Origin of the sequence: Ancylobacter lacus, assembly GCF_018390635.1 — a bacterium.
Taxonomy (GTDB): domain Bacteria; phylum Pseudomonadota; class Alphaproteobacteria; order Rhizobiales; family Xanthobacteraceae; genus Ancylobacter; species Ancylobacter lacus.
In genome coordinates, this window is the sequence record NZ_JAHBGE010000074.1 from 53,560 (window position 1) to 71,082 (window position 17,523).

The 17,523-nt window shown below is 69.9% G+C and carries 19 protein-coding genes; 13 read left to right on the forward strand and 6 right to left on the reverse strand.

Features of this window, described 5'->3' with window-relative positions; all coding sequences use genetic code 11:
- Positions 1–38 precede the first annotated feature (38 nt).
- The 3 genes from KHC27_RS18585 to fabD form a co-directional block, all read right to left on the reverse strand.
- Positions 39–275, reverse strand: coding sequence for an acyl carrier protein (locus tag KHC27_RS18585; protein WP_213340982.1), 237 nt, complete (start codon positions 273–275; stop codon positions 39–41).
- 230 nt (positions 276–505) lie between these two features.
- A complete protein-coding gene (gene fabG, locus KHC27_RS18590; protein WP_213340984.1) occupies positions 506–1,243 on the reverse strand; it encodes a 3-oxoacyl-[acyl-carrier-protein] reductase in 738 nt (245 codons plus the stop codon).
- 14 nt (positions 1,244–1,257) lie between these two features.
- Entirely contained in the window at positions 1,258–2,208 is a 951-nt protein-coding gene (gene fabD, locus KHC27_RS18595) for an ACP S-malonyltransferase (protein WP_213340986.1), read from the reverse strand.
- A gap of 334 nt (positions 2,209–2,542) precedes the next feature.
- Here fabD and rpsF point away from each other — a divergent pair, with 334 nt between their 5' ends.
- From rpsF to KHC27_RS18655, 12 genes are all read left to right on the forward strand, one after another.
- Entirely contained in the window at positions 2,543–3,037 is a 495-nt protein-coding gene (gene rpsF, locus KHC27_RS18600; RefSeq protein ID WP_213340988.1) for a 30S ribosomal protein S6, read from the forward strand.
- Positions 3,037–3,300, forward strand: coding sequence for a 30S ribosomal protein S18 (rpsR, locus tag KHC27_RS18605; protein ID WP_029355583.1), 264 nt, complete (start codon positions 3,037–3,039; stop codon positions 3,298–3,300). Before rpsF ends, rpsR begins: the two co-directional genes overlap by 1 nt.
- A 170-nt stretch (positions 3,301–3,470) precedes the next feature.
- Positions 3,471–4,406 (forward strand): DUF2232 domain-containing protein, encoded by a 936-nt coding sequence (locus tag KHC27_RS18610; RefSeq protein WP_213340990.1) that lies wholly within the window; start codon positions 3,471–3,473, stop codon positions 4,404–4,406.
- Between the two features lie 40 nt (positions 4,407–4,446).
- Positions 4,447–5,013 carry a 50S ribosomal protein L9 gene (rplI, locus tag KHC27_RS18615; RefSeq protein ID WP_213340992.1) on the forward strand — a complete coding sequence of 189 codons (567 nt, stop codon included), beginning with the start codon at positions 4,447–4,449 and terminating at the stop codon, positions 5,011–5,013.
- Between the two features lie 198 nt (positions 5,014–5,211).
- Complete coding sequence (locus KHC27_RS18620) at positions 5,212–6,471, forward strand: SAM-dependent methyltransferase (protein ID WP_213340994.1); 1,260 nt, start codon at positions 5,212–5,214, stop codon at positions 6,469–6,471.
- Positions 6,472–6,668: 197 nt separating this feature from the next.
- Positions 6,669–8,159, forward strand: a complete 1,491-nt coding sequence (locus KHC27_RS18625) for a replicative DNA helicase (protein WP_213340996.1) — start codon at positions 6,669–6,671, stop codon at positions 8,157–8,159.
- A gap of 10 nt (positions 8,160–8,169) precedes the next feature.
- Entirely contained in the window at positions 8,170–9,297 is a 1,128-nt protein-coding gene (alr, locus tag KHC27_RS18630; RefSeq protein WP_213340998.1) for an alanine racemase, read from the forward strand.
- A 90-nt stretch (positions 9,298–9,387) separates the two neighbouring features.
- Positions 9,388–10,803 (forward strand): DNA repair protein RadA, encoded by a 1,416-nt coding sequence (gene radA / locus KHC27_RS18635; protein ID WP_213341000.1) that lies wholly within the window; start codon positions 9,388–9,390, stop codon positions 10,801–10,803.
- An 81-nt stretch (positions 10,804–10,884) separates the two neighbouring features.
- On the forward strand, positions 10,885–11,460 hold the full coding sequence (locus KHC27_RS18640; RefSeq protein ID WP_213341002.1) for a CvpA family protein: 576 nt from the start codon (positions 10,885–10,887) through the stop codon (positions 11,458–11,460).
- A gap of 122 nt (positions 11,461–11,582) precedes the next feature.
- The gene (gene purF, locus KHC27_RS18645; RefSeq protein WP_425514894.1) at positions 11,583–13,073 is read left to right on the forward strand and encodes an amidophosphoribosyltransferase; all 1,491 of its coding nucleotides are present in this window, start codon (positions 11,583–11,585) and stop codon (positions 13,071–13,073) included.
- Between the two features lie 13 nt (positions 13,074–13,086).
- Positions 13,087–13,503 (forward strand): VOC family protein, encoded by a 417-nt coding sequence (locus tag KHC27_RS18650; protein ID WP_213341004.1) that lies wholly within the window; start codon positions 13,087–13,089, stop codon positions 13,501–13,503.
- An 18-nt stretch (positions 13,504–13,521) separates the two neighbouring features.
- Entirely contained in the window at positions 13,522–14,280 is a 759-nt protein-coding gene (locus tag KHC27_RS18655) for an SDR family NAD(P)-dependent oxidoreductase (protein ID WP_213341006.1), read from the forward strand.
- Here KHC27_RS18655 and KHC27_RS18660 read toward each other — a convergent pair.
- Complete coding sequence (locus KHC27_RS18660) at positions 14,197–15,216, reverse strand: DMT family transporter (RefSeq protein WP_213341008.1); 1,020 nt, start codon at positions 15,214–15,216, stop codon at positions 14,197–14,199. The genes KHC27_RS18655 and KHC27_RS18660 overlap by 84 nt on opposite strands.
- 110 nt (positions 15,217–15,326) lie before the next feature.
- Here KHC27_RS18660 and KHC27_RS18665 point away from each other — a divergent pair, with 110 nt between their 5' ends.
- Complete coding sequence (locus KHC27_RS18665; protein WP_213341010.1) at positions 15,327–15,791, forward strand: Lrp/AsnC family transcriptional regulator; 465 nt, start codon at positions 15,327–15,329, stop codon at positions 15,789–15,791.
- 27 nt (positions 15,792–15,818) lie between these two features.
- Here the strand turns inward: KHC27_RS18665 and der are convergent, their stop codons facing one another.
- Positions 15,819–17,177, reverse strand: a complete 1,359-nt coding sequence (gene der / locus KHC27_RS18670) for a ribosome biogenesis GTPase Der (protein ID WP_213341012.1) — start codon at positions 17,175–17,177, stop codon at positions 15,819–15,821.
- 20 nt (positions 17,178–17,197) lie between these two features.
- Positions 17,198–17,518 (reverse strand): hypothetical protein, encoded by a 321-nt coding sequence (locus tag KHC27_RS18675; protein WP_213341013.1) that lies wholly within the window; start codon positions 17,516–17,518, stop codon positions 17,198–17,200.
- Between the last annotated feature and the right edge of the window lie 5 nt (positions 17,519–17,523).

The following is a 17,523-nucleotide window of genomic DNA, read 5'->3' on the forward strand; positions in this document are numbered from 1 at the left end:
GCCGCGACGGCCTTGGCCGCCGCGCCGCGATGTGCGGCTCAGGCCGCGTTCTTCTCGAGGAACTTGATCGCGTCGCCGACCGTGAGGATGGTCTCGGCGGCGTCGTCGGGAATCTCGCAGTTGAAGGCTTCTTCGAAGGCCATGACCAGCTCGACGGTGTCGAGGCTGTCCGCGCCGAGATCGTCGATGAAGCTGGCGTTCTCAGTGACCTTGTCGGCCTCGACGCCGAGATGTTCGGCCACAATCTTCTTCACGCGATCGGCAATGTCGCTCATCGGTCCACCCTCGTCCGTATCCGGAGGTTTGATCAGTTGTTTCGCTTTGCCACACCGTTCCGACCGGTTCGGTGGGCGGCCCGTTTCCTGCCCCGATTACAGGATTTTTCGGTTGTGCGGAACACCTTTGCGGTGTCCCTCCCGTTAGCCGGAGCGGCTGTTAGCACACTTCATCCAGCAAGGCCAGCACCCGGACATGAGCCGGAAAGTGCCGGAATTGCTCGATTTCGTCAGATCATCGCCATGCCGCCATTCACATGCAGCGTCTGGCCGGTGACATAGGCCGCTTCATCGGACGCCAGATACACCGTCGCCGCGGCGATGTCCTCGGGCGTGCCGAGCCGGTTGGCCGGCACGGCGCCGAGGATGGCGTCCTTCTGCTTGTCGTTGAGCACGTCGGTCATCGGGGTCGCGATGAAGCCGGGCGCGATGCAGTTCACCGTCACCCCGCGCGCCGCGACCTCCTTGGCGAGCGCCTTGGACATGCCGATCATGCCGGCCTTGGCCGCGGCATAGTTGCCCTGCCCGGCATTGCCGGTGACGCCCACCACGGAAGTGATGCCGATGATGCGGCCGGTGCGGCGGCGCATCATCGACTTCGCCGCCGCCCGGCTGAGCCGGAAGGCGGAGGTCAGGTTGACCGCGATCACCGTGTCCCAGTCCTCGTCCTTCAGGCGGATGAAGAGACCGTCGCGGGTGATGCCGGCATTGTTGACCAGGATGTCGAGCGGCCCGAAGGCCTCTTCCGCCGATGGCACCAGCGCCTCGACCTCCTCGGAAGACGCGAGGTTGCAGGGCAGCACCACGGTCCGCTCACCGAGCTCCGCGGCGAGGGCGTCGAGCACCTCGCGGCGCGTGCCGGAAAGCGCCACGGTGGCGCCCTGGCGGTGCAGCGCCCGGGCGATGGCGTTGCCCAGCCCGCCGGTGGCGCCGGTCACCAGCGCCGTCTTGCCGCTCAGATCAAACATGATGTGTCCTCAACTCAGGCCGGCTGGCGCGATGCGGCGAAGGCCGCGACGTCTTCCGGCGACGAGACGTTGGCGGCCGCGATCTCGCGCGCGATCCGCTTGACGAGGCCGGCCAGCACCTTGCCGGACCCCACCTCGACCAGTCGGGTCACGCCCGCCCCGGCCATGAAGGCAACGGATTCGCGCCAGCGCACGGTGCCGGTGACCTGGCGCACCAGCAGCGCACGAATCGCATTGGGGTCGCTCACCGGCGCGGCGGTGACATTGGCCACCACCGGCACGAGGGGAACGGCGACCTCGACATCCGCCAGCGCCACCTGCATCGCCTCGGCGGCCGATTCGATCAGGCGGCAGTGGAACGGGGCGGACACCGGCAGCAGGATGGCCCGGGCGGCGCCCTCCCGCTTGGCGATGTCGACGGCGCGGGCAATCGCCTCGGTGCCGCCGGACACGACCACCTGTCCCGGCGCGTTGTCATTGGCGATGTCGCAGACCTCGCCGGCCGCGGCTTCCTGCGCCACGGCGACCACCTTGTCGTAGTCGAGTCCGAGAATCGCCGCCATCGCCCCGGCGCCGACCGGCACCGCGCTCTGCATCGCGGTGCCGCGCAGGCGCAGCAGCCGGGCGGCATCGGAGATGGTGAAGCTGCGGGCGGCGGCGAGCGCCGAATATTCGCCGAGGGAATGGCCTGCCACGAACGCCGCGTCGGCGGCGAGATCGAGCCCGGCCTCGGCCTCCAGCACGCGGATCGCCGCGAGCGAGGCCGCCATCAGCGCCGGCTGGGCGTTGGCGGTGAGGGTCAGGGTCTCGATCGGCCCGTCCCACATCACGGCGGAGAGCTTCTCGCCAAGCGCCGCATCCACCTCGTCGAACACCGCGCGGGCGGCGGGAAAGGTGTCGGCCAGGGCCTTGCCCATGCCGACGGCCTGACTGCCCTGCCCGGGGAAGATGAAGGCGGTGCTCATGCGGGCGCGATCCGTTATGGTGAAAACGGTGCGGCAGGAACACGCCCGGCGCCGCGCTGTCAAGCACGCGTGTCCCGCCAGGGCGCCGCGGCTTGCATTTGCGCGGTTTTTCAGTATAAGCGCGCGCATCGTCAGTCCCGGCCGGGGGCTGAACGGATGGCTTCGTGCGTCCCCGCTTCGGCGGAGACGGCGCGGCAGGGCGACCTTCACACGGTTCGCCGACGTCCCGTGTCCCCGCCTTCGAGATGGTTTCGAGCCTTTCCGCGAGGCTCGAAGGGCTCGCCGTCGGGATGGCGTCCGCAATAGTGCGGGATCAAAGGGAAAGGCACGAGACATGGCTCTCTATGAGCACGTGTTCCTCGCGCGCCAGGATGTGACGGCGCAGCAGGTCGAGGACATGACCGCCCGTTACAAGGGCGTGATCGAGGCGAATGGCGGCACGGTCGGCAAGACCGAATACTGGGGCGTGAAGACGCTCACCTACCGCATCCGCAAGAACCGCAAGGCGCACTTCTCGCTGCTCAACATCGACGCTCCGGCCGCGGCCGTGGCCGAGATGGAGCGCCAGATGCGCATCGACGAGGACGTTCTCCGCGTCATGACCATCCGGGTCGAGGCGCTGGAGGAAGGCCAGTCGGTGATGCTGCAGAAGCGCGACCGTGACGACCGCGGCGACCGCGGCTTCGGCGATCGCGGCTTCGGCGGCGGCGACCGTGGCTTCGGCGGCGGCGATCGCGGCTTCGGCGGCGGCCGTGGCGGCTTCAACCGCGAGGATCGCGGCCCGCGCCGGGATCGTGAAGAAGTCAGCTCCAACGTGGAGGGCGAATGATGGCTCTCGGTCCTACGGGCGGTTCGTCCGCCGGCGGCGCGCGTCGCCCCTTCTTCCGTCGTCGCAAGACCTGCCCGTTCTCCGGCGCCAATGCGCCGAAGATCGACTACAAGGACGTGCGGCTGCTGCAGCGCTACATCTCCGAGCGCGGCAAGATCGTGCCCTCGCGCATCACCGCCGTCTCGGCGAAGAAGCAGCGTGAGCTGGCCCAGGCGATCAAGCGCGCCCGCTTCCTCGGTCTGCTGCCCTTCGTGATCCGCTGAGCGGATCGCACGCCTCCCCCGGGAGGTTCGCCTTTCCGTCCCCGGCACGCCGGGGACGGCCTTCGTGAAAAACGACCGGCCGGCGGGGCTCCTCCCGCAAGCCGTTGGCTGGGGAGGCCCGTCGTCCAGACGGCGTCCTGCCCCTAACCGCGATGCGGGACAGCTCGTCGATGGGACCCTTTGTGATAGCGCTCGGCGCCGGTGCGGCGTCCGCCCTGCTCGTGGCGAGCGTCGCCTCGGGTAGCGTCATCGCCTTGCCGCTGTTCTACCTCGCCCCGCTCCCGGTGCTCATCGCGGGAATCGGCTGGTCCCACCGCGCCGCCCTCATCGCCGCCGCCACCGCCACCCTCGCCATCGCCCTGCTGCTGGGAACCGAACTGGTCGCGGCCTATGTCGCCGGTGTCGGCCTGCCGGCCTATGTCCTGTCCTATCTCGCGCTGATGGCACGCCCCGGCCGGGATGGCGAGCTGGAATGGTTCCCCACCGGCCGGCTGGTGCTCGCCGCCGCGGTGGCGGGCGTGGTGGCCGTCGCGGCGCTGGTGCCGCTGGTCGCCAGCGACGTCGAATCCTATCAGGCGGCGCTGCGCGAGCTGTTCGAGGCCATGCTGCAGGACCGCGCCGGCGAGCTGCCGCCGGATGCCAGCCGCTTCGTCGATCTGATGGTGATGGTCATGCCGCCCGCGGCGGCGGTGCTGACCATGATCACCCAGCTCGGCAACCTCTATCTCGCCGGCCGCATCGCCCGCGTCTCGGACCGCCTGATGCGGCCGTGGCCGGATCTTGCGCAGATGCGGCTGCCGCAGGGCGCCGCCGTGCTGCTGGCGGCCTCGCTGGCGATCGCCGTTCTGGTGCCCGGCTTCGTCGGGCTGCTGGCCGAGCTGCTCGGCGCCACCCTGGTCACCGCGTTCGGCGTGCTGGGATTTGCCGTGGTCCACGCCATCACCCGCAACGCCGGCGGCCGCCGGCTCATCCTGGCGACGGTGTGGCTGGCGACGCTGGTGCTCGGCTGGCCGTTCCTGGTGCTGGCGGCGCTGGGGCTGGCCGACCTTTTCCTCGACCTCCGCGGCCGGATGGGCACACGCCCGCCGGCGGCGAACGATCTTTGAACCGACCAAGACATCAACGACGAATAGACGGAGAACTGAGATGGAAGTCATTCTGCTGGAGCGCGTGGCCAAGCTGGGCCAGATGGGCGAAGTGGTGCGCGTGAAGGACGGCTTCGCCCGCAACTTCCTGCTGCCCAAGGGCAAGGCCCTGCGCGCGACCAAGGACAACAAGGCCCGCTTCGAGACCATGAAGGTGCAGCTCGAGGCGCGCAACCTCGAGCTGAAGAACGAAGCCTCCAAGGTCGGCGCCAAGCTGGCCGGCACCGAGGTCGTGCTCGTCCGCCAGGCCGGCGAGACCGGCCAGCTCTATGGCTCGGTCTCCACCCGCGACATCGCCGACGCCCTGACCGCCGCCGGCTTCAGCGTCGGCCGCCAGCAGGTTGTCCTCAACCACCCGATCAAGACCATCGGCCTGCATGTCGTGCCGGTGCTGCTGCACCCGGAAGTGGAAGTCACCGTGAAGGCGAACGTCGCCCGCAGCGCCGAGGAAGCGGTGCGCCAGTCGCGCGGCGAGGACCTCTCTGTGGTTCGCGACGACGAGGATGAAGACGAGGCCTTCGAGCCGGCCGAAACCGAGGCGGAAGCCGAGGAAACCGAAGAAGCCTGATCGACATTACTTAACGTCATACGTCGAATTGCGTAGCCCGGCCGGAACTCGGCCGGGCTTTTTCGTATTTTCAGCCCGAAACGGACGTTGCGGCCATCCAAAGCCTGTGGTGCAATCGATTTAGGCATATGCCCGATTGCTCTGGTTTGATGCAGGTGAATGCCCTCGATGGAGGGTTGTGACAGGTGGAGGCGGCCGATGGAACGGTTGCTCGCTGGCGTGCTTGCCCGGGTCGTGCGGACCGGGAACCTCACCATCATCCTTGCCTCCGGCCGGCGCTGCCGGTTTGGTGACGGCTCCGGCCCCGCGGTCGAGATGCGCTTCACCTCGCCGCGCTGGCAGCGCGCCGTCGCCCTCGACCCCGAGCTGAAGCTGGGCGAGGCCTACACCGATGGCGGCTTCGTCATGGAGCGCGGCTCGATCGCCGACCTTCTGGCGATCCTCATGGCCCAGGTCGGCCTGTCGCCGCCCGGCGTCAGCGCCAAGGGCATGCTGTGGCTGCGCTTCATGGCGCGGCGCATCGCCCAGTTCAATCCGCCGGACCGCTCCCGGCGCAACGTCGCCCATCACTACGACCTCGACGGCCGGCTCTATTCGCTGTTCCTGGATGCCGACCGGCAATATTCCTGCGCCTATTTCGAGCATCCCGGACAGTCGCTGGACGATGCCCAGCTCGCCAAGCGCCGCCACATCGCCGCCAAGCTGCGGCTCGACCGGCCGGATCTGCGGGTGCTCGACATAGGCTGCGGCTGGGGCGGGCTCGGGCTCTATCTGGCGGAAAATGCGGGGGCCCGCGTCACCGGGGTGACGCTGTCCGAGGAACAGCTCGCCGTCGCCAAGGGGCGGGCGCAGGAGCGCGGCCTTGCCGAGCGGGCCGAGTTCCGCCTGCAGGACTACCGCCACACACCCGGCCCGTTCGACCGCATCGTCTCGGTCGGCATGTTCGAGCATGTCGGCATCAGCCATTTCGACACCTATTTCCGGCGCGTGAACGAGCTGCTGGCGGAAGACGGCGTGGCGATGATCCACGCCATCGGCCGTTCCGAAGGCCCGGGCATCACCAACCCGTGGATCGCCCGCTACATCTTCCCGGGCGGCTACATCCCCGCCCTGTCGGAGGTTCTGCCGGCGGTGGAGAAGGCGGGGCTCTACGTCACCGACATCGAAATCCTGCGGCTGCACTACGCCGAGACGCTGAAGGCCTGGCGCGAGCGCTTCCTCGCCCATCGCGAAGAGGCGGAGCGGCTCTATGACGAGCGCTTCATCCGGCTCTGGGAGTTCTACCTCGCCGCCTCCGAGATGGCGTTCCGGCATCAGGGCATGATGGTGTTCCAGATCCAGCTCGCGAAGAAGGAGGGCGTGGTCCCCATCACCCGGGGCTACATCGCCAAGGCCGAAGCCGCCCTGCGCGCCGTGGAGGGGCATCGGCGGCCGGAGCTGCGCCTCGCCGGCGAATGACCCACAGCCGCACACGACAGGCCGCGCGCGCCCGCCCGGCGCGCCGGCAGTGCCCCGGCGGAGGCCGATTCGCCGGTCAAGGCGGAATCCTCTGTCCACAGGCGCTCCACAAGACAAAGATGGTCGTCTCGTGATTCGCACGGACTCGCGGGCCGGACGGCGGTAGCTGTCGGGTCTGACAACGGACCAGTGGACGAATGCTCGATACACCCGCACGCGCCTCTGCCGGCACCGAACCCTCCTATCGCAGCGCGCCGCAGAACATCGAGGCGGAGCAGGCCCTGCTCGGCGCCATTCTGGTGAACAACGAGGCGTTCTATCGCGTCTCCGACTTCCTCAACGCCGCCCACTTCTTCGAGCCGATCCACGCCAAGATCTACGAGACCGCGGGCTCGCTGATCCGCGCCGGCAAGGTGGCGACGCCGGTCACGCTGAAGACCTTCCTGCCCGCCGACTTCGACATCGGCGGCATGACCGCGCCGCAATATCTCGCCCGGCTCGCCGCCGAGGCCACCACGATCATCAATGCCGAGGATTATGGCCGCACCATCTATGACCTCGCGGTGCGGCGCGACCTCATCACCATCGGCGAGGAGATCGTGAACGAGGCCTATGACGCCCCGATCGATTCCACCCCGCAGGAGCAGATCGAGGAGGCCGAGAAGCGGCTCTACGCGCTGGCCGAGACCGGACGCTACGACGGCGGCTTCGTGCGCTTCAACGACGCCCTCACCGAGGCGGTCGACATGGCGAGCCGCGCCTTCCAGCGCGCCGGCCACCTCTCCGGCATCGCGACCGGCATGGCGACCCTCGACGAGAAGATGGGCGGCCTGCAGCCCTCCGACCTCATCGTCCTCGCCGGCCGCCCTGGCATGGGCAAGACCGCGCTCGCCACCAACATCGCCTACAACATCGCCGCGGCCTATCGCGGCGTGACGCTGCCGGACGGTTCCACCCGGGCGGAGGATGGCGGCATCTGCGCGTTCTTCTCGCTGGAAATGTCGGCCGAGCAGCTCGCCACCCGTATCCTCGCCGAGCAGACCGAAATTCCGTCCTACAAGATCCGCCGCGGCGACATCTCCGAGAGCGAGTTCGGCAAGCTCGCCGCCGGGGCGCAGATGATGCAGACCGTGCCGCTCTACATCGACGACACCGGCGGCATCTCGATCGCCCAGCTCCGCGCCCGCGCCCGCCGGCTGAAGCGCCAGCGCGGCCTCGACTTCATGGTGGTGGACTATCTGCAGCTCCTCACCGGCTCGTCCAAGCGCGCCTCGGAAGGCCGCGTGCAGGAAATCACCGAGATCACCACCGGCCTCAAGGCGCTGGCGAAGGAGCTGAGCGTGCCGATCATGGCGCTGTCCCAGCTCTCGCGTCAGGTCGAGTCGCGCGACGACAAGCGCCCCCAGCTCTCGGACCTGCGCGAATCCGGCTCGATCGAGCAGGACGCCGACGTGGTGCTCTTCGTGTTCCGCGAGGAATACTACCTGAAGGGCAAGGAGCCGAAGGAAGGCACCGAGGAGTGGTTCAAGTGGGACAGCGACCTGAAGGCGGTGCAGGGCACCGCCGAGGTCATCATCGGCAAGCAGCGCCACGGTCCCACCGGCACCGTGAAGCTGGCCTTCGAGGCGCAGTACACCCGATTCTCCTCGCTCGCCCGCGAGGACTTCCTGCCGCCGCAGGAAATGTGACGGACCGGCGATGAACGAGCGCAACGTCACCACCCTTCCGCTGGAGGAAACCGGCGGCCGCCTTACCCTCGACGGTGGCGCGCTGGCGGCCAATTACGCCGCCCTCGCCGCCCGCGCCGCGCCGGCCGAATGCGCCGCGGTGGTGAAGGGCGACGCCTACGGGCTCGGGCTCGAGCCGGCCGCGGCGCGGCTCTGGCAGGCCGGGGCCCGCACCTTCTTCGTCGCCCTTCCCATCGAGGGGCGCCGGCTGCGGGCGGTGCTGCCGGAGGCGACCATCTATGTCCTCAACGGCCTCTTCGCCGGAGCCGAGCCGGTCTACCTCGCGCAGAAGCTGCGCCCGGTTCTCGGCAGCGTCGAGGAGATCGAGCGCTGGAGCGCGTTCTGTCGCGGGCGCGCCGGCCCGCTGCCGGCCGCCATCCATGTCGACACCGGGATGAACCGGCTCGGCCTCGCGCCGACCGATGCGATCGGGCTCGCCGACCGGCGGGACGAGCTGGCTTTCCCGGTGGCGCTGATCCTCAGCCATCTCGCCTGCGCGGACGAACCCTCCCACCCCCTGACGATGCGGCAGCTCGAGGATTTCCGCGCCATCGTCGCCCTGTTCCCGGGCGTGCCGGCCTCTCTGGCCAATTCCGCCGGCACGCTGGGCGATCCCGCGCTGCATTTCGACCTGGTGCGGCCGGGCATCGCGCTCTATGGCGGGCGGGCACGGGCCGATGTGTCGGCCTTGCGGCCGGTGGTGAGGCTGGAGCTGCGCATCGTGCAGCTTCGCGACGTGCACGAGGGCGAGCCGGTAGGCTATGGCGCGGCGCAGACCGCGCGGCGGCATACACGCATCGCCGTGCTCTCGGCCGGCTATGCCGACGGGCTGCCGCGCCTCGCCGGCTCCTCCGATCTGCGCCGCGGCGCCGCCGTGATGATCGCCGGGCGGCGCTGCCCGCTGATCGGCCGCATCTCGATGGACCTCATCACCGTCGACGTCACCGATGTGCCGGCCGACGAGGTGCAGGCCGGCGATTTCGCCACCGCGCTGGGTGCCGGCATCGGCGTCGACGACTGGGCCCGCCACGCCGAGACCATCGGCTATGAGGTGCTGACCTCTCTCGGCCGGCGCTATCACCGGGTCTGGCACGACTGACCGGGCGAGATGCCGGGGCGGGGTGACGGCGCCGCGCCGCGGCGTCATCCTCGCCACCGATTCGCGCCGCTTCCGGCATCGGAGACCGCCTTGGCCAAACGCCCCGCCTCCTTCATCTGCCAGATCTGCGGCGCCGCCTATCCCCGCTGGCAGGGCAAATGCGATTCCTGCGGCGCCTGGAACAGCATCGCCGAGGAACAGGGTGGCCAGAGCGCCCTCCCCGTCGCCCAGCGCACCGAGCGCAAGGGCCGCATCTTCCCGCTGGAAGGCCTCGCCGGCACCAGCGAGGACGCCCCGCGCACCGTCTCGGCCATTGCCGAATTCGACCGCGTCACCGGCGGCGGGCTGGTGCCGGGCTCGGTGCTGCTGATCGGGGGCGATCCCGGCATCGGCAAGTCCACCCTGCTGATCCAGGCCTCTGCGGCGCTGGCGGAAAGCGGGCACCGCGTCATCTACGTCTCGGGCGAGGAGGCGGTGGCGCAGGTGCGGCTGCGCGCCGGCCGGCTCGGCCTTGCCGGGGCGGCGGTCGAGCTCGCCGCCGAAACCAATGTCGAGGATATCGTGGCCACGCTCTCCGCCGGGCGGGCGCCGGCGCTGGTGGTGGTGGATTCCATCCAGACCATGTGGACCGAGACCGCGGAATCCGCGCCGGGAACGGTGACGCAGGTGCGCTCCTCCGCGCAGCTCCTCATCCGCTACGCCAAGAAGGCGGGAGCGGCGGTGATCCTGGTCGGCCATGTCACCAAGGATGGCCAGATCGCCGGGCCGCGGGTGGTGGAGCACATGGTCGACGCCGTGCTGTCGTTCGAGGGCGACGGCGCCCACCGCTTCCGCATCCTGCGGGCGCAGAAGAACCGCTTCGGGCCCACCGACGAGATCGGCGTGTTCGAGATGACCGGGCTCGGCCTGCGCGAGGTGGCCAACCCCTCCGAGCTTTTCCTCGCCAACCGCGACCGCAGCGCGCCGGGAACCGCGGTGTATGCCGGCATGGAGGGCAGCCGCCCGGTGCTGGTGGAGATCCAGGCACTGGTGGTCCCCACCAGCCTCGGCACGCCGCGCCGCGCGGTGGTCGGCTGGGACCCGAGCCGCCTGTCCATGGTGCTGGCGGTGCTGGAGGCGCGCTGCGGGGTGAAGCTCGGCGGCCACGACGTCCACCTCAATGTCGCCGGCGGCTTCCGCATCAGCGAGCCGGCGGCCGACCTCGCGGTGGCGGCGGCGCTGGTCTCCTCCCTCACCGGAGCGGTGCTGCCGGCGGAGGACGTCTATTTCGGCGAGCTCAGCCTCACCGGCGCGATCCGGCCGGTCGCCCACACCGTGGCGCGGCTGAAGGAGGCGGCGAAGCTCGGTTTTCAGGGTGCGATGGTGCCGCCCATGCTGGCGAGCGACCCGCTGCCCTCCGACAACGCCCTGTCGATCCGCCCGGCGGCGACGCTGGCCGACCTCGTCGCCGGCATCGCCGCCCGCGCCCCGCGCCGGGCTCCACAGGCGGCCACAGAAGAAGGGTGACGATTCCGGCGAGGCACGCTATACCACGCGCGCCTTGAAACCGGCCGCGAGCCAGATTCGTCCCCGAATCCTCCCAGGTGGATGTCCTTGACGCTGCTCGATATCATTCTGCTCGGCGTGATGCTGCTCTCGGGGCTGCTGGCGATGGTCCGGGGCTTCGTGCGCGAAGTCTTCGCCATCGCCTCCTGGGTCATCGCGGCGGTGGTCACCCTTTACGCCTATCCCCACGCCCTGCCGCTGGCGAAGCAGTATGTCTCGCACGACACGCTGGCGATTGCGGCCGCGGCGGGCGGTGTGTTCATGCTGACGCTGCTGATCGTCTCGATCATCACCGTGCGCATCTCCGACGCCGTTCTGGACAGCCGCATCGGCGTGCTGGACCGGACGCTCGGCTTCCTGTTCGGGCTCGGCCGCGGCTTTCTCATCATGGTTGTGGCCTTCCTGTTCTTCAACTGGCTTTCCCAGAACGAACAGGGACAGCCCGGGTGGATTCGCGATGCGCGCTCCCGGGTGGTCTTGCAAAGTGCGGGCGACTGGCTCATCTCCGTCTTGCCGGACGATCCCGAAGGCCTCATCCGCGAGATACGCGGGCCCAAGGATGCCGACACCGAGCCGCCGCCGGAGCCGACGACCCCGGCGCCGCAGCCGGCCCAATGATGTAAGCCGCCGCAACGTCATCGTTTCGGCGGTTTGTGTCCTTAACGGACGCGTTGTCGAAGCGCAGGGAGCACGCGCAGCCGCCGGACTGCGCACGGACCGGAGGTCCCATGACGTACACGATGGTTGATGACGCTGCGGTGAAACGGACCGACGGCGATGCCGAGGCGTTCGATCCCCATGCGGATCGGCTGCGGGAAGAATGCGGGGTGTTCGGCATCTTCGGCCACCCGGACGCCGCGGCGATCACCGCGCTCGGCCTCCACGCCCTGCAGCATCGCGGCCAGGAAGCCGCCGGCATCACCGTGTATGACGGCCAGCGCTTCCATTCCGAACGCCGTTTGGGCCTTGTCGGCGACGCCTTTTCCGACGCCGAGGTCATCAAGCGCCTGCCCGGCCACATCGCGGTCGGCCATGTGCGCTACTCCACGACCGGCGCGACCATCCTGCGCAATGTCCAGCCGCTCTTCGCCGAGCTGGACGGCGGCGGCTTCGCCATCGCCCATAACGGCAACCTCACCAACGGGCTGACGCTGCGCCGCAACCTCATCCGCGACGGCGCCATCTGCCAGTCGACCTCCGACACCGAGGTGATGCTCCACCTCGTCGCCCGCTCCAAGAAGGCCCGCTTCACCGAGCGCTTCATCGAGGCGCTGCGCCACATCGAGGGCGCCTATGCCTTTGTCGGCCTCACCAACAAGAAGCTGGTCGGCGCCCGCGACCCGCTCGGCATCCGCCCGCTGGTGCTGGGCGAGCTGGACGGCCACCCGATCATGACGTCGGAGACCTGCGCTCTCGACATAATCGGTGCGCGTTACGTGCGGGACGTCGAGCCCGGCGAGGTGATCGTGTTCTCCTCCGACAAGGTGGAGACGCTGCGTCCCTTCCCGCCGGTGGCGCCGCGCCCCTGCATCTTCGAATACATCTATTTCGCCCGCCCGGATTCGATCGTCGGCGGCCGCTCGGTCTATCAGGTCCGCAAGACCATGGGCATGCAGCTCGCCAACGAGTCGCCCGCCGACGCCGACGTGGTGGTGCCTGTGCCGGATTCCGGCGTGCCCGCCGCCATCGGCTATGCCCAGGCTTCCGGCATTCCCTATGAGCTCGGCATCATCCGCAACCACTATGTCGGGCGCACCTTCATCCAGCCGACCCAGTCGGTGCGCGACCAGGGCGTGCGGATGAAGCATTCGGCGAACCGCTCGGTAGTCGAGGGCAAGCGCATCGTGCTGATCGACGACAGCCTCGTGCGCGGTACCACCTCGGTGAAGATCGTGCGGATGATGCGGGAGGCCGGCGCCCGCGAGGTGCATTTCCGCATCTCCTCCCCGCCGATCACCCACCCCGACTATTACGGCATCGACACCCCGGACCGCGACAAGCTGCTGGCCGCGACCCACGATCTGGAAGGCATGCGCCGCTATATCGGCGCCGACAGCCTCGCCTTCCTCTCGGTGGACGGCATCTACCGCGCCATGGGCTATGAGGGCCGCGACCCCGTTCGCCCGCAGTTCACCGACCACTGCTTCACCGGCGACTATCCCACCCAGCTCACCGACCGCGCCACGGAGGTGCCGACCCGGCAGCTTTCGTTGCTGGCGGAAGCAAGCTGACCGGAGGCGGCAGGTGGTCGCGCTTTCCGAGTGGCATCGCGGACGGCTGATCGACCACATCTCGCTCGTGGTCGCCGATTATGCGGCCTGCCGCCGCTTCTACGGCGCCGTGCTCGAGGTGCTGGGTGTGCCCATCGTGGAGGGCGACGGCTATTTCTTCGCCGACGAGCTTTTCGTCTCGCCCGGCGATCCGCTCACCGGGCGGACGCATCTCGCCTTCCAGGCGGCGGACGAGGAGATGGTCCGCCGCTTCCATGCCGCCGCGCTCGCCGCCGGCGGGCGCGACAACGGTCCGCCGGGGCCGCGCGACTATCACCCCGGCTATTACGCCGCCTTCGTGCTGGACCCGGCCGGCAACAATATCGAGGCGGTGTATCACGGCCCGGCGACGCGATCCGCCGCCTCGGTGGTGCTGACCGACGCCGGCTAGGCCTTCCCGAGGAGCTTCATGACCGACGCCACCGACGCCCGCCCGCTCGCCGGCCGCTACGCCCTCGTCACCGGCGCCACCCGCGGCATCGGCCGTGCCACCGCGGTCGCGCTCGGTCGCGCCGGTGCCCACATCATCGCCACCGGCCGCACCGCCGGCGCGCTGGAGGAGCTCGACGACGCAGTCATCGCGGCCGGCTCCACCACCACGCTGGTGCCGTTGGACGTGAAGGACGGCGAGGCGATCGACCGGCTCGGCGGCGCACTGTACGAGCGGTTCGGCCGGCTCGACATCTTCATCGGCAATGCCGGCATCCTCGGTCCCATGACCCCGCTTCAGCAGGTCGAGCCGAAGGAGTGGGACGAGATCGTCGCCATCAACCTCACCGCCAATTACCGCTTCGTGCGCTCGCTGGACCCGCTGCTGCGGCTGTCCACCGCCGGGCGCGCGGTGCTGGTGTCGTCGGGCGCGGCGCACAAGGCCCGGGCCTATTGGGGGCCTTATGCCGTGACCAAGGCGGCGGTGGAGGTTCTGGCGCGGACCTGGGCGGCGGAAACCGCCAATCTCTCCAACCTGCGGGTCAACCTGCTCAATCCCGGCCCGGTGCGCACCCGGATGCGGGCCAAGGCCTTCCCGAGCGAAGACCCGGAGACGCTGCCGACGCCGGAGGCGGTTGCTGAAACCATTGTGAGCCTATGCCTGCCGACCTTCGAGGAGACCGGCCGGCTCTACGACTTCCCCTCGCGCAAGCTGGTCGACTTCCACCTGCCGGGCTGAGCCCTCCGCGGCGGCGGGCGGCACCCCCGCCGGGCGGCGCATGGCGAACAGCAGCACCCCGGCGCTGACGCCGGCGAGCTGCAGCACGATGCCGACCGCCTCGGGCGCGGTTGGCAGGCGCTGTTCGTAGATCAGGCCATAGATCAGGCCGAACACCGTCTCGCCGACGATCAGCAGCGCGGTCAGCGCCATGGGCAGGCGGGCGGAAGCCACCATCCAGCACCAGGTGGCGAACCAGCCGCCCACCACCGCCATCGTCACGGTCCAGAACAGGAAGCGCTGGCCCTCGGCCGGGGTGGCGAGTTCCGGGTGCGGCACGCCGAGCAGCGGGATCAGCAGCAGCGCGCCGAGGCCGGCGCCGAGGCCCTGCAGGCCGGTCCAGCCCAGCCCGTCCGGCGCGTCGCCGGCACGCATCACCTCCGCGTTCACCAGCCCGTAGAGCACCCACAGCACCAGCGCCGCCGTGGCCGCGGCAAGGCCGATCCAGCGCTCCGGCGCGGCCTCGGGCGGCAGCGGGGCGGCGCCGAGATGGGCGGCGAGGATGCCGCCCGCCACCAGCGCCAGCGGCAGCGCCAGCCGGCCCCAGCCCACCGCCCGCTCCCGCAGATTGGCGATCACCGCCAGCACCACCGGCGAGCTGCCGATGATGAGCGGCGGCAGCACCGCGCCGGCGTAATGCACCGACCACGCCGCCGCGAGGAAATAGCCGACATAGCCGAAGCCGCCGAGCCCGAAGCCCATCACCAGCCGGCGCCGCGACATCGACCACGGCCGGAATCGCGGCAGGCTCATCAGCAGCACCGAGACGAGGCCGAACAGCACATAGCGCACCAGGGTGAAGTCCCAGGCCGTGAAGGGCGCGACCATGCGCGGCGCGACGAAGACGAGGCCCCACAGGGCGCCCGTGGTGAGGCCGGCGAGAAGGCCGAGGAACATGGGAAGGGTCCGATGGCGGGAGAGCCGTATAATGGCAGGTGCACGCGCCGATTCGAATGGCGGTTCGACGGCTCAGGGCGCAAGCTGCCTGCGAAACGAAGGCTGATGCGATGATCCGCCTTGCAAACGAAAGACGCCCGTTCGACCCCGTGGACGCCGCCCTGCTCGCGGCGCTGGACCGCGACGCCCGGCAGCCGGTGAGCGCGCTCGCGCGGCTGGTCGGCATGTCGCCGCCCGCCGTGTCGGAGCGGCTTCGGCGGCTGGAGGCGGACGGCGTGCTGAAGGGCTTCTCGGTGGAGCTGGACCCGGCGGCGCTCGGCTATGCCCTGCGGGCGTTGGCCCGCATCCGGCCGCTGCCCGGCAAGCTGCATGTGGTGGAGCGGCTGATCGAGCAATGCCCCCATGTGGTGGAATGCTTGAAGGTCACCGGCGACGACGCCTTCCTCGCCCAGCTCGTTGTGCGCTCGGTCGACCAGCTCGACACCGTGCTCTCGAGCCTCGCCGATCACGCCATGACCAGCACCGCGATCGTGAAGGGCCACGCCGTGCGGCGCCGGCTGCCGCCGCTGGAGTGAGCGGCGGCGCGGCGACGGCCGGCGCCCTCAGTCCTTCTCGGCGTAGGGATTGTCCTTCTCGCGCAGCGTCAGCCGGATCGGCACGCCGGGCAGGTCGAAGGTCGCCCTCAGGCCGTTGGTGAGGTAGCGCAGATAGCTCTCGGGCAGTGCCTCGGCCCGCGAGCAGAACAGCACGAAGCTCGGCGGCCGGCTCTTGGGCTGGGTGATGTAGCGCAGCTTGATGCGGCGGCCGGACACCGCCGGCGGCGGATGGTCATTGGTGGTCTCGGTCAGCCAGCGGTTCAGCGGGTTGGTGGCGATGCGCCGGTTCCACACCTCGTAGGTGCCGGCGATGGCCTGCACCAGCCGGTCCAGCCCGTCGCCGGTGAGGCCGGAGACGAGGACGACCGGCATGCCCTTGGCCTGCGGCAGCCAGTGGTCGGCCTCCTCCCGCATGCGGGTGACGAGGCCGGCCTCGCCCTTCACGAGATCGGACTTGCTGATGGCGATCACCAGCGCGCGGCCCTCGCGCAGCACGAGGTCGGCGATGCGCAGGTCCTGCTCCTCGAAGGGGTGGGTGGCGTCCATCATCACCACCACCACCTCGGCGAATTTCGCCGCGCGGAGCCCGTCGGCCACGGAGAGCTTCTCCAGCTTGTCCTCGACCCGGGCGCGCTTGCGCATGCCGGCGGTGTCGAACACCTTCAGCGGCACGCCGGAGCGTTCGACGTCGACCGCGATCGAATCGCGGGTGATGCCGGCCTCGGGGCCGGTCAGCAGCCGTTCCTCGCCCAGCAGCGCGTTGATGAGAGTGGACTTGCCGGCATTGGGCCGCCCCAGCACGGCGACGCGGATGCGGCGGGGGGCGCCGTCGGCTTCCGGCTCCTCGTCCTCGTCTTCCTCTTCGGCGTCGTCGGGGAAGTTCTCGCGCAGGGCGCGGAACAGCTCGCCCATGCCCTCGCCATGCTCGGCGGAAATCGCCACCGGCTCGCCGAGGCCGAGCCCATAGGCATCGAGGAACCCGGCCTCGCCGCCCCGCCCCTCGCTCTTGTTGGCGACCAGTATGGTGCTCTTGCCGGAACGGCGCGCCAGCTCGGCGAAGACGCGGTCGGTGGGGGTGAGGCCGCTGCGGGCATCGACCAGGAACAGCAGCACGTCGGCCTCGGCGATGGCCGCCTCGGTCTGGCCGCGCATGCGGGCCTCCAGGCTGTCGGCCTTGGCCTCCTCCAGCCCGGCGGTGTCGATGATGCGGAACTGCAGGTGGCCGAGCTGGCCCTCGCCCTCGCGGCGGTCGCGGGTCACGCCGGGGCGGTCGTCCACCAGAGCGAGGCGCTTGCCCACCAGCCGGTTGAACAGCGTCGACTTGCCGACATTCGGCCGTCCGACAATGGCGACGGTGAGGGACATGTGAAGCGCCTCCGCGCCCGTTACTGGGTGGTGACGGTGCCGCGGGACACGGTGCCGGATGCGGTGCCCGACGCCGCCGGGGTGGCGGCGCCCGCAGCCCCTTCGGCCGCCGGGGCGGGATAGTCGGGAATGGCGGAATTCGCCGGCTGCGGCGGGGCCGCATTGTAGTCGACGCCCGGCACGCCCTCGGGGAAGACCGGCACCCGGGTGCCGGGCAGCTTCTTCTCCTTCTGGGCGAAGGGATTGAGCGCGTCCATCGACTCGCAGCCCGCCAGCCCGACCGAAAGGCCGATGGCCAGGGCGGCAAGAGCGAGACGGCGTACCTTCGGGCGGTTCGACATGGCTG

Excerpts from the sequence above, each read along its gene's own strand:
- KHC27_RS18655 (WP_213341006.1), top strand. The coding sequence starts at position 13,522 with ATGACCGACGCCACCGACGCCCGCCCGCTCGCCGGCCGCTACGCCCTC.
- rplI (WP_213340992.1), top strand. The coding sequence starts at position 4,447 with ATGGAAGTCATTCTGCTGGAGCGCGTGGCCAAGCTGGGCCAGATGGGC.
- KHC27_RS18625 (WP_213340996.1), top strand. The coding sequence starts at position 6,669 with ATGCTCGATACACCCGCACGCGCCTCTGCCGGCACCGAACCCTCCTAT.
- KHC27_RS18665 (WP_213341010.1), top strand. The coding sequence starts at position 15,327 with ATGATCCGCCTTGCAAACGAAAGACGCCCGTTCGACCCCGTGGACGCC.
- purF (WP_425514894.1), top strand. The coding sequence starts at position 11,583 with ATGGTTGATGACGCTGCGGTGAAACGGACCGACGGCGATGCCGAGGCG.
- KHC27_RS18660 (WP_213341008.1), bottom strand. The coding sequence starts at position 15,216 with ATGTTCCTCGGCCTTCTCGCCGGCCTCACCACGGGCGCCCTGTGGGGC.
- der (WP_213341012.1), bottom strand. The coding sequence starts at position 17,177 with ATGTCCCTCACCGTCGCCATTGTCGGACGGCCGAATGTCGGCAAGTCG.
- rpsR (WP_029355583.1), top strand. The coding sequence starts at position 3,037 with ATGGCTCTCGGTCCTACGGGCGGTTCGTCCGCCGGCGGCGCGCGTCGC.
- rpsF (WP_213340988.1), top strand. The coding sequence starts at position 2,543 with ATGGCTCTCTATGAGCACGTGTTCCTCGCGCGCCAGGATGTGACGGCG.
- KHC27_RS18620 (WP_213340994.1), top strand. The coding sequence starts at position 5,212 with ATGGAACGGTTGCTCGCTGGCGTGCTTGCCCGGGTCGTGCGGACCGGG.
- KHC27_RS18675 (WP_213341013.1), bottom strand. The coding sequence starts at position 17,518 with ATGTCGAACCGCCCGAAGGTACGCCGTCTCGCTCTTGCCGCCCTGGCC.
- fabG (WP_213340984.1), bottom strand. The coding sequence starts at position 1,243 with ATGTTTGATCTGAGCGGCAAGACGGCGCTGGTGACCGGCGCCACCGGC.
- KHC27_RS18610 (WP_213340990.1), top strand. The coding sequence starts at position 3,471 with ATGGGACCCTTTGTGATAGCGCTCGGCGCCGGTGCGGCGTCCGCCCTG.
- KHC27_RS18640 (WP_213341002.1), top strand. The coding sequence starts at position 10,885 with ATGTCCTTGACGCTGCTCGATATCATTCTGCTCGGCGTGATGCTGCTC.
- KHC27_RS18585 (WP_213340982.1), bottom strand. The coding sequence starts at position 275 with ATGAGCGACATTGCCGATCGCGTGAAGAAGATTGTGGCCGAACATCTC.
- alr (WP_213340998.1), top strand. The coding sequence starts at position 8,170 with ATGAACGAGCGCAACGTCACCACCCTTCCGCTGGAGGAAACCGGCGGC.
- fabD (WP_213340986.1), bottom strand. The coding sequence starts at position 2,208 with ATGAGCACCGCCTTCATCTTCCCCGGGCAGGGCAGTCAGGCCGTCGGC.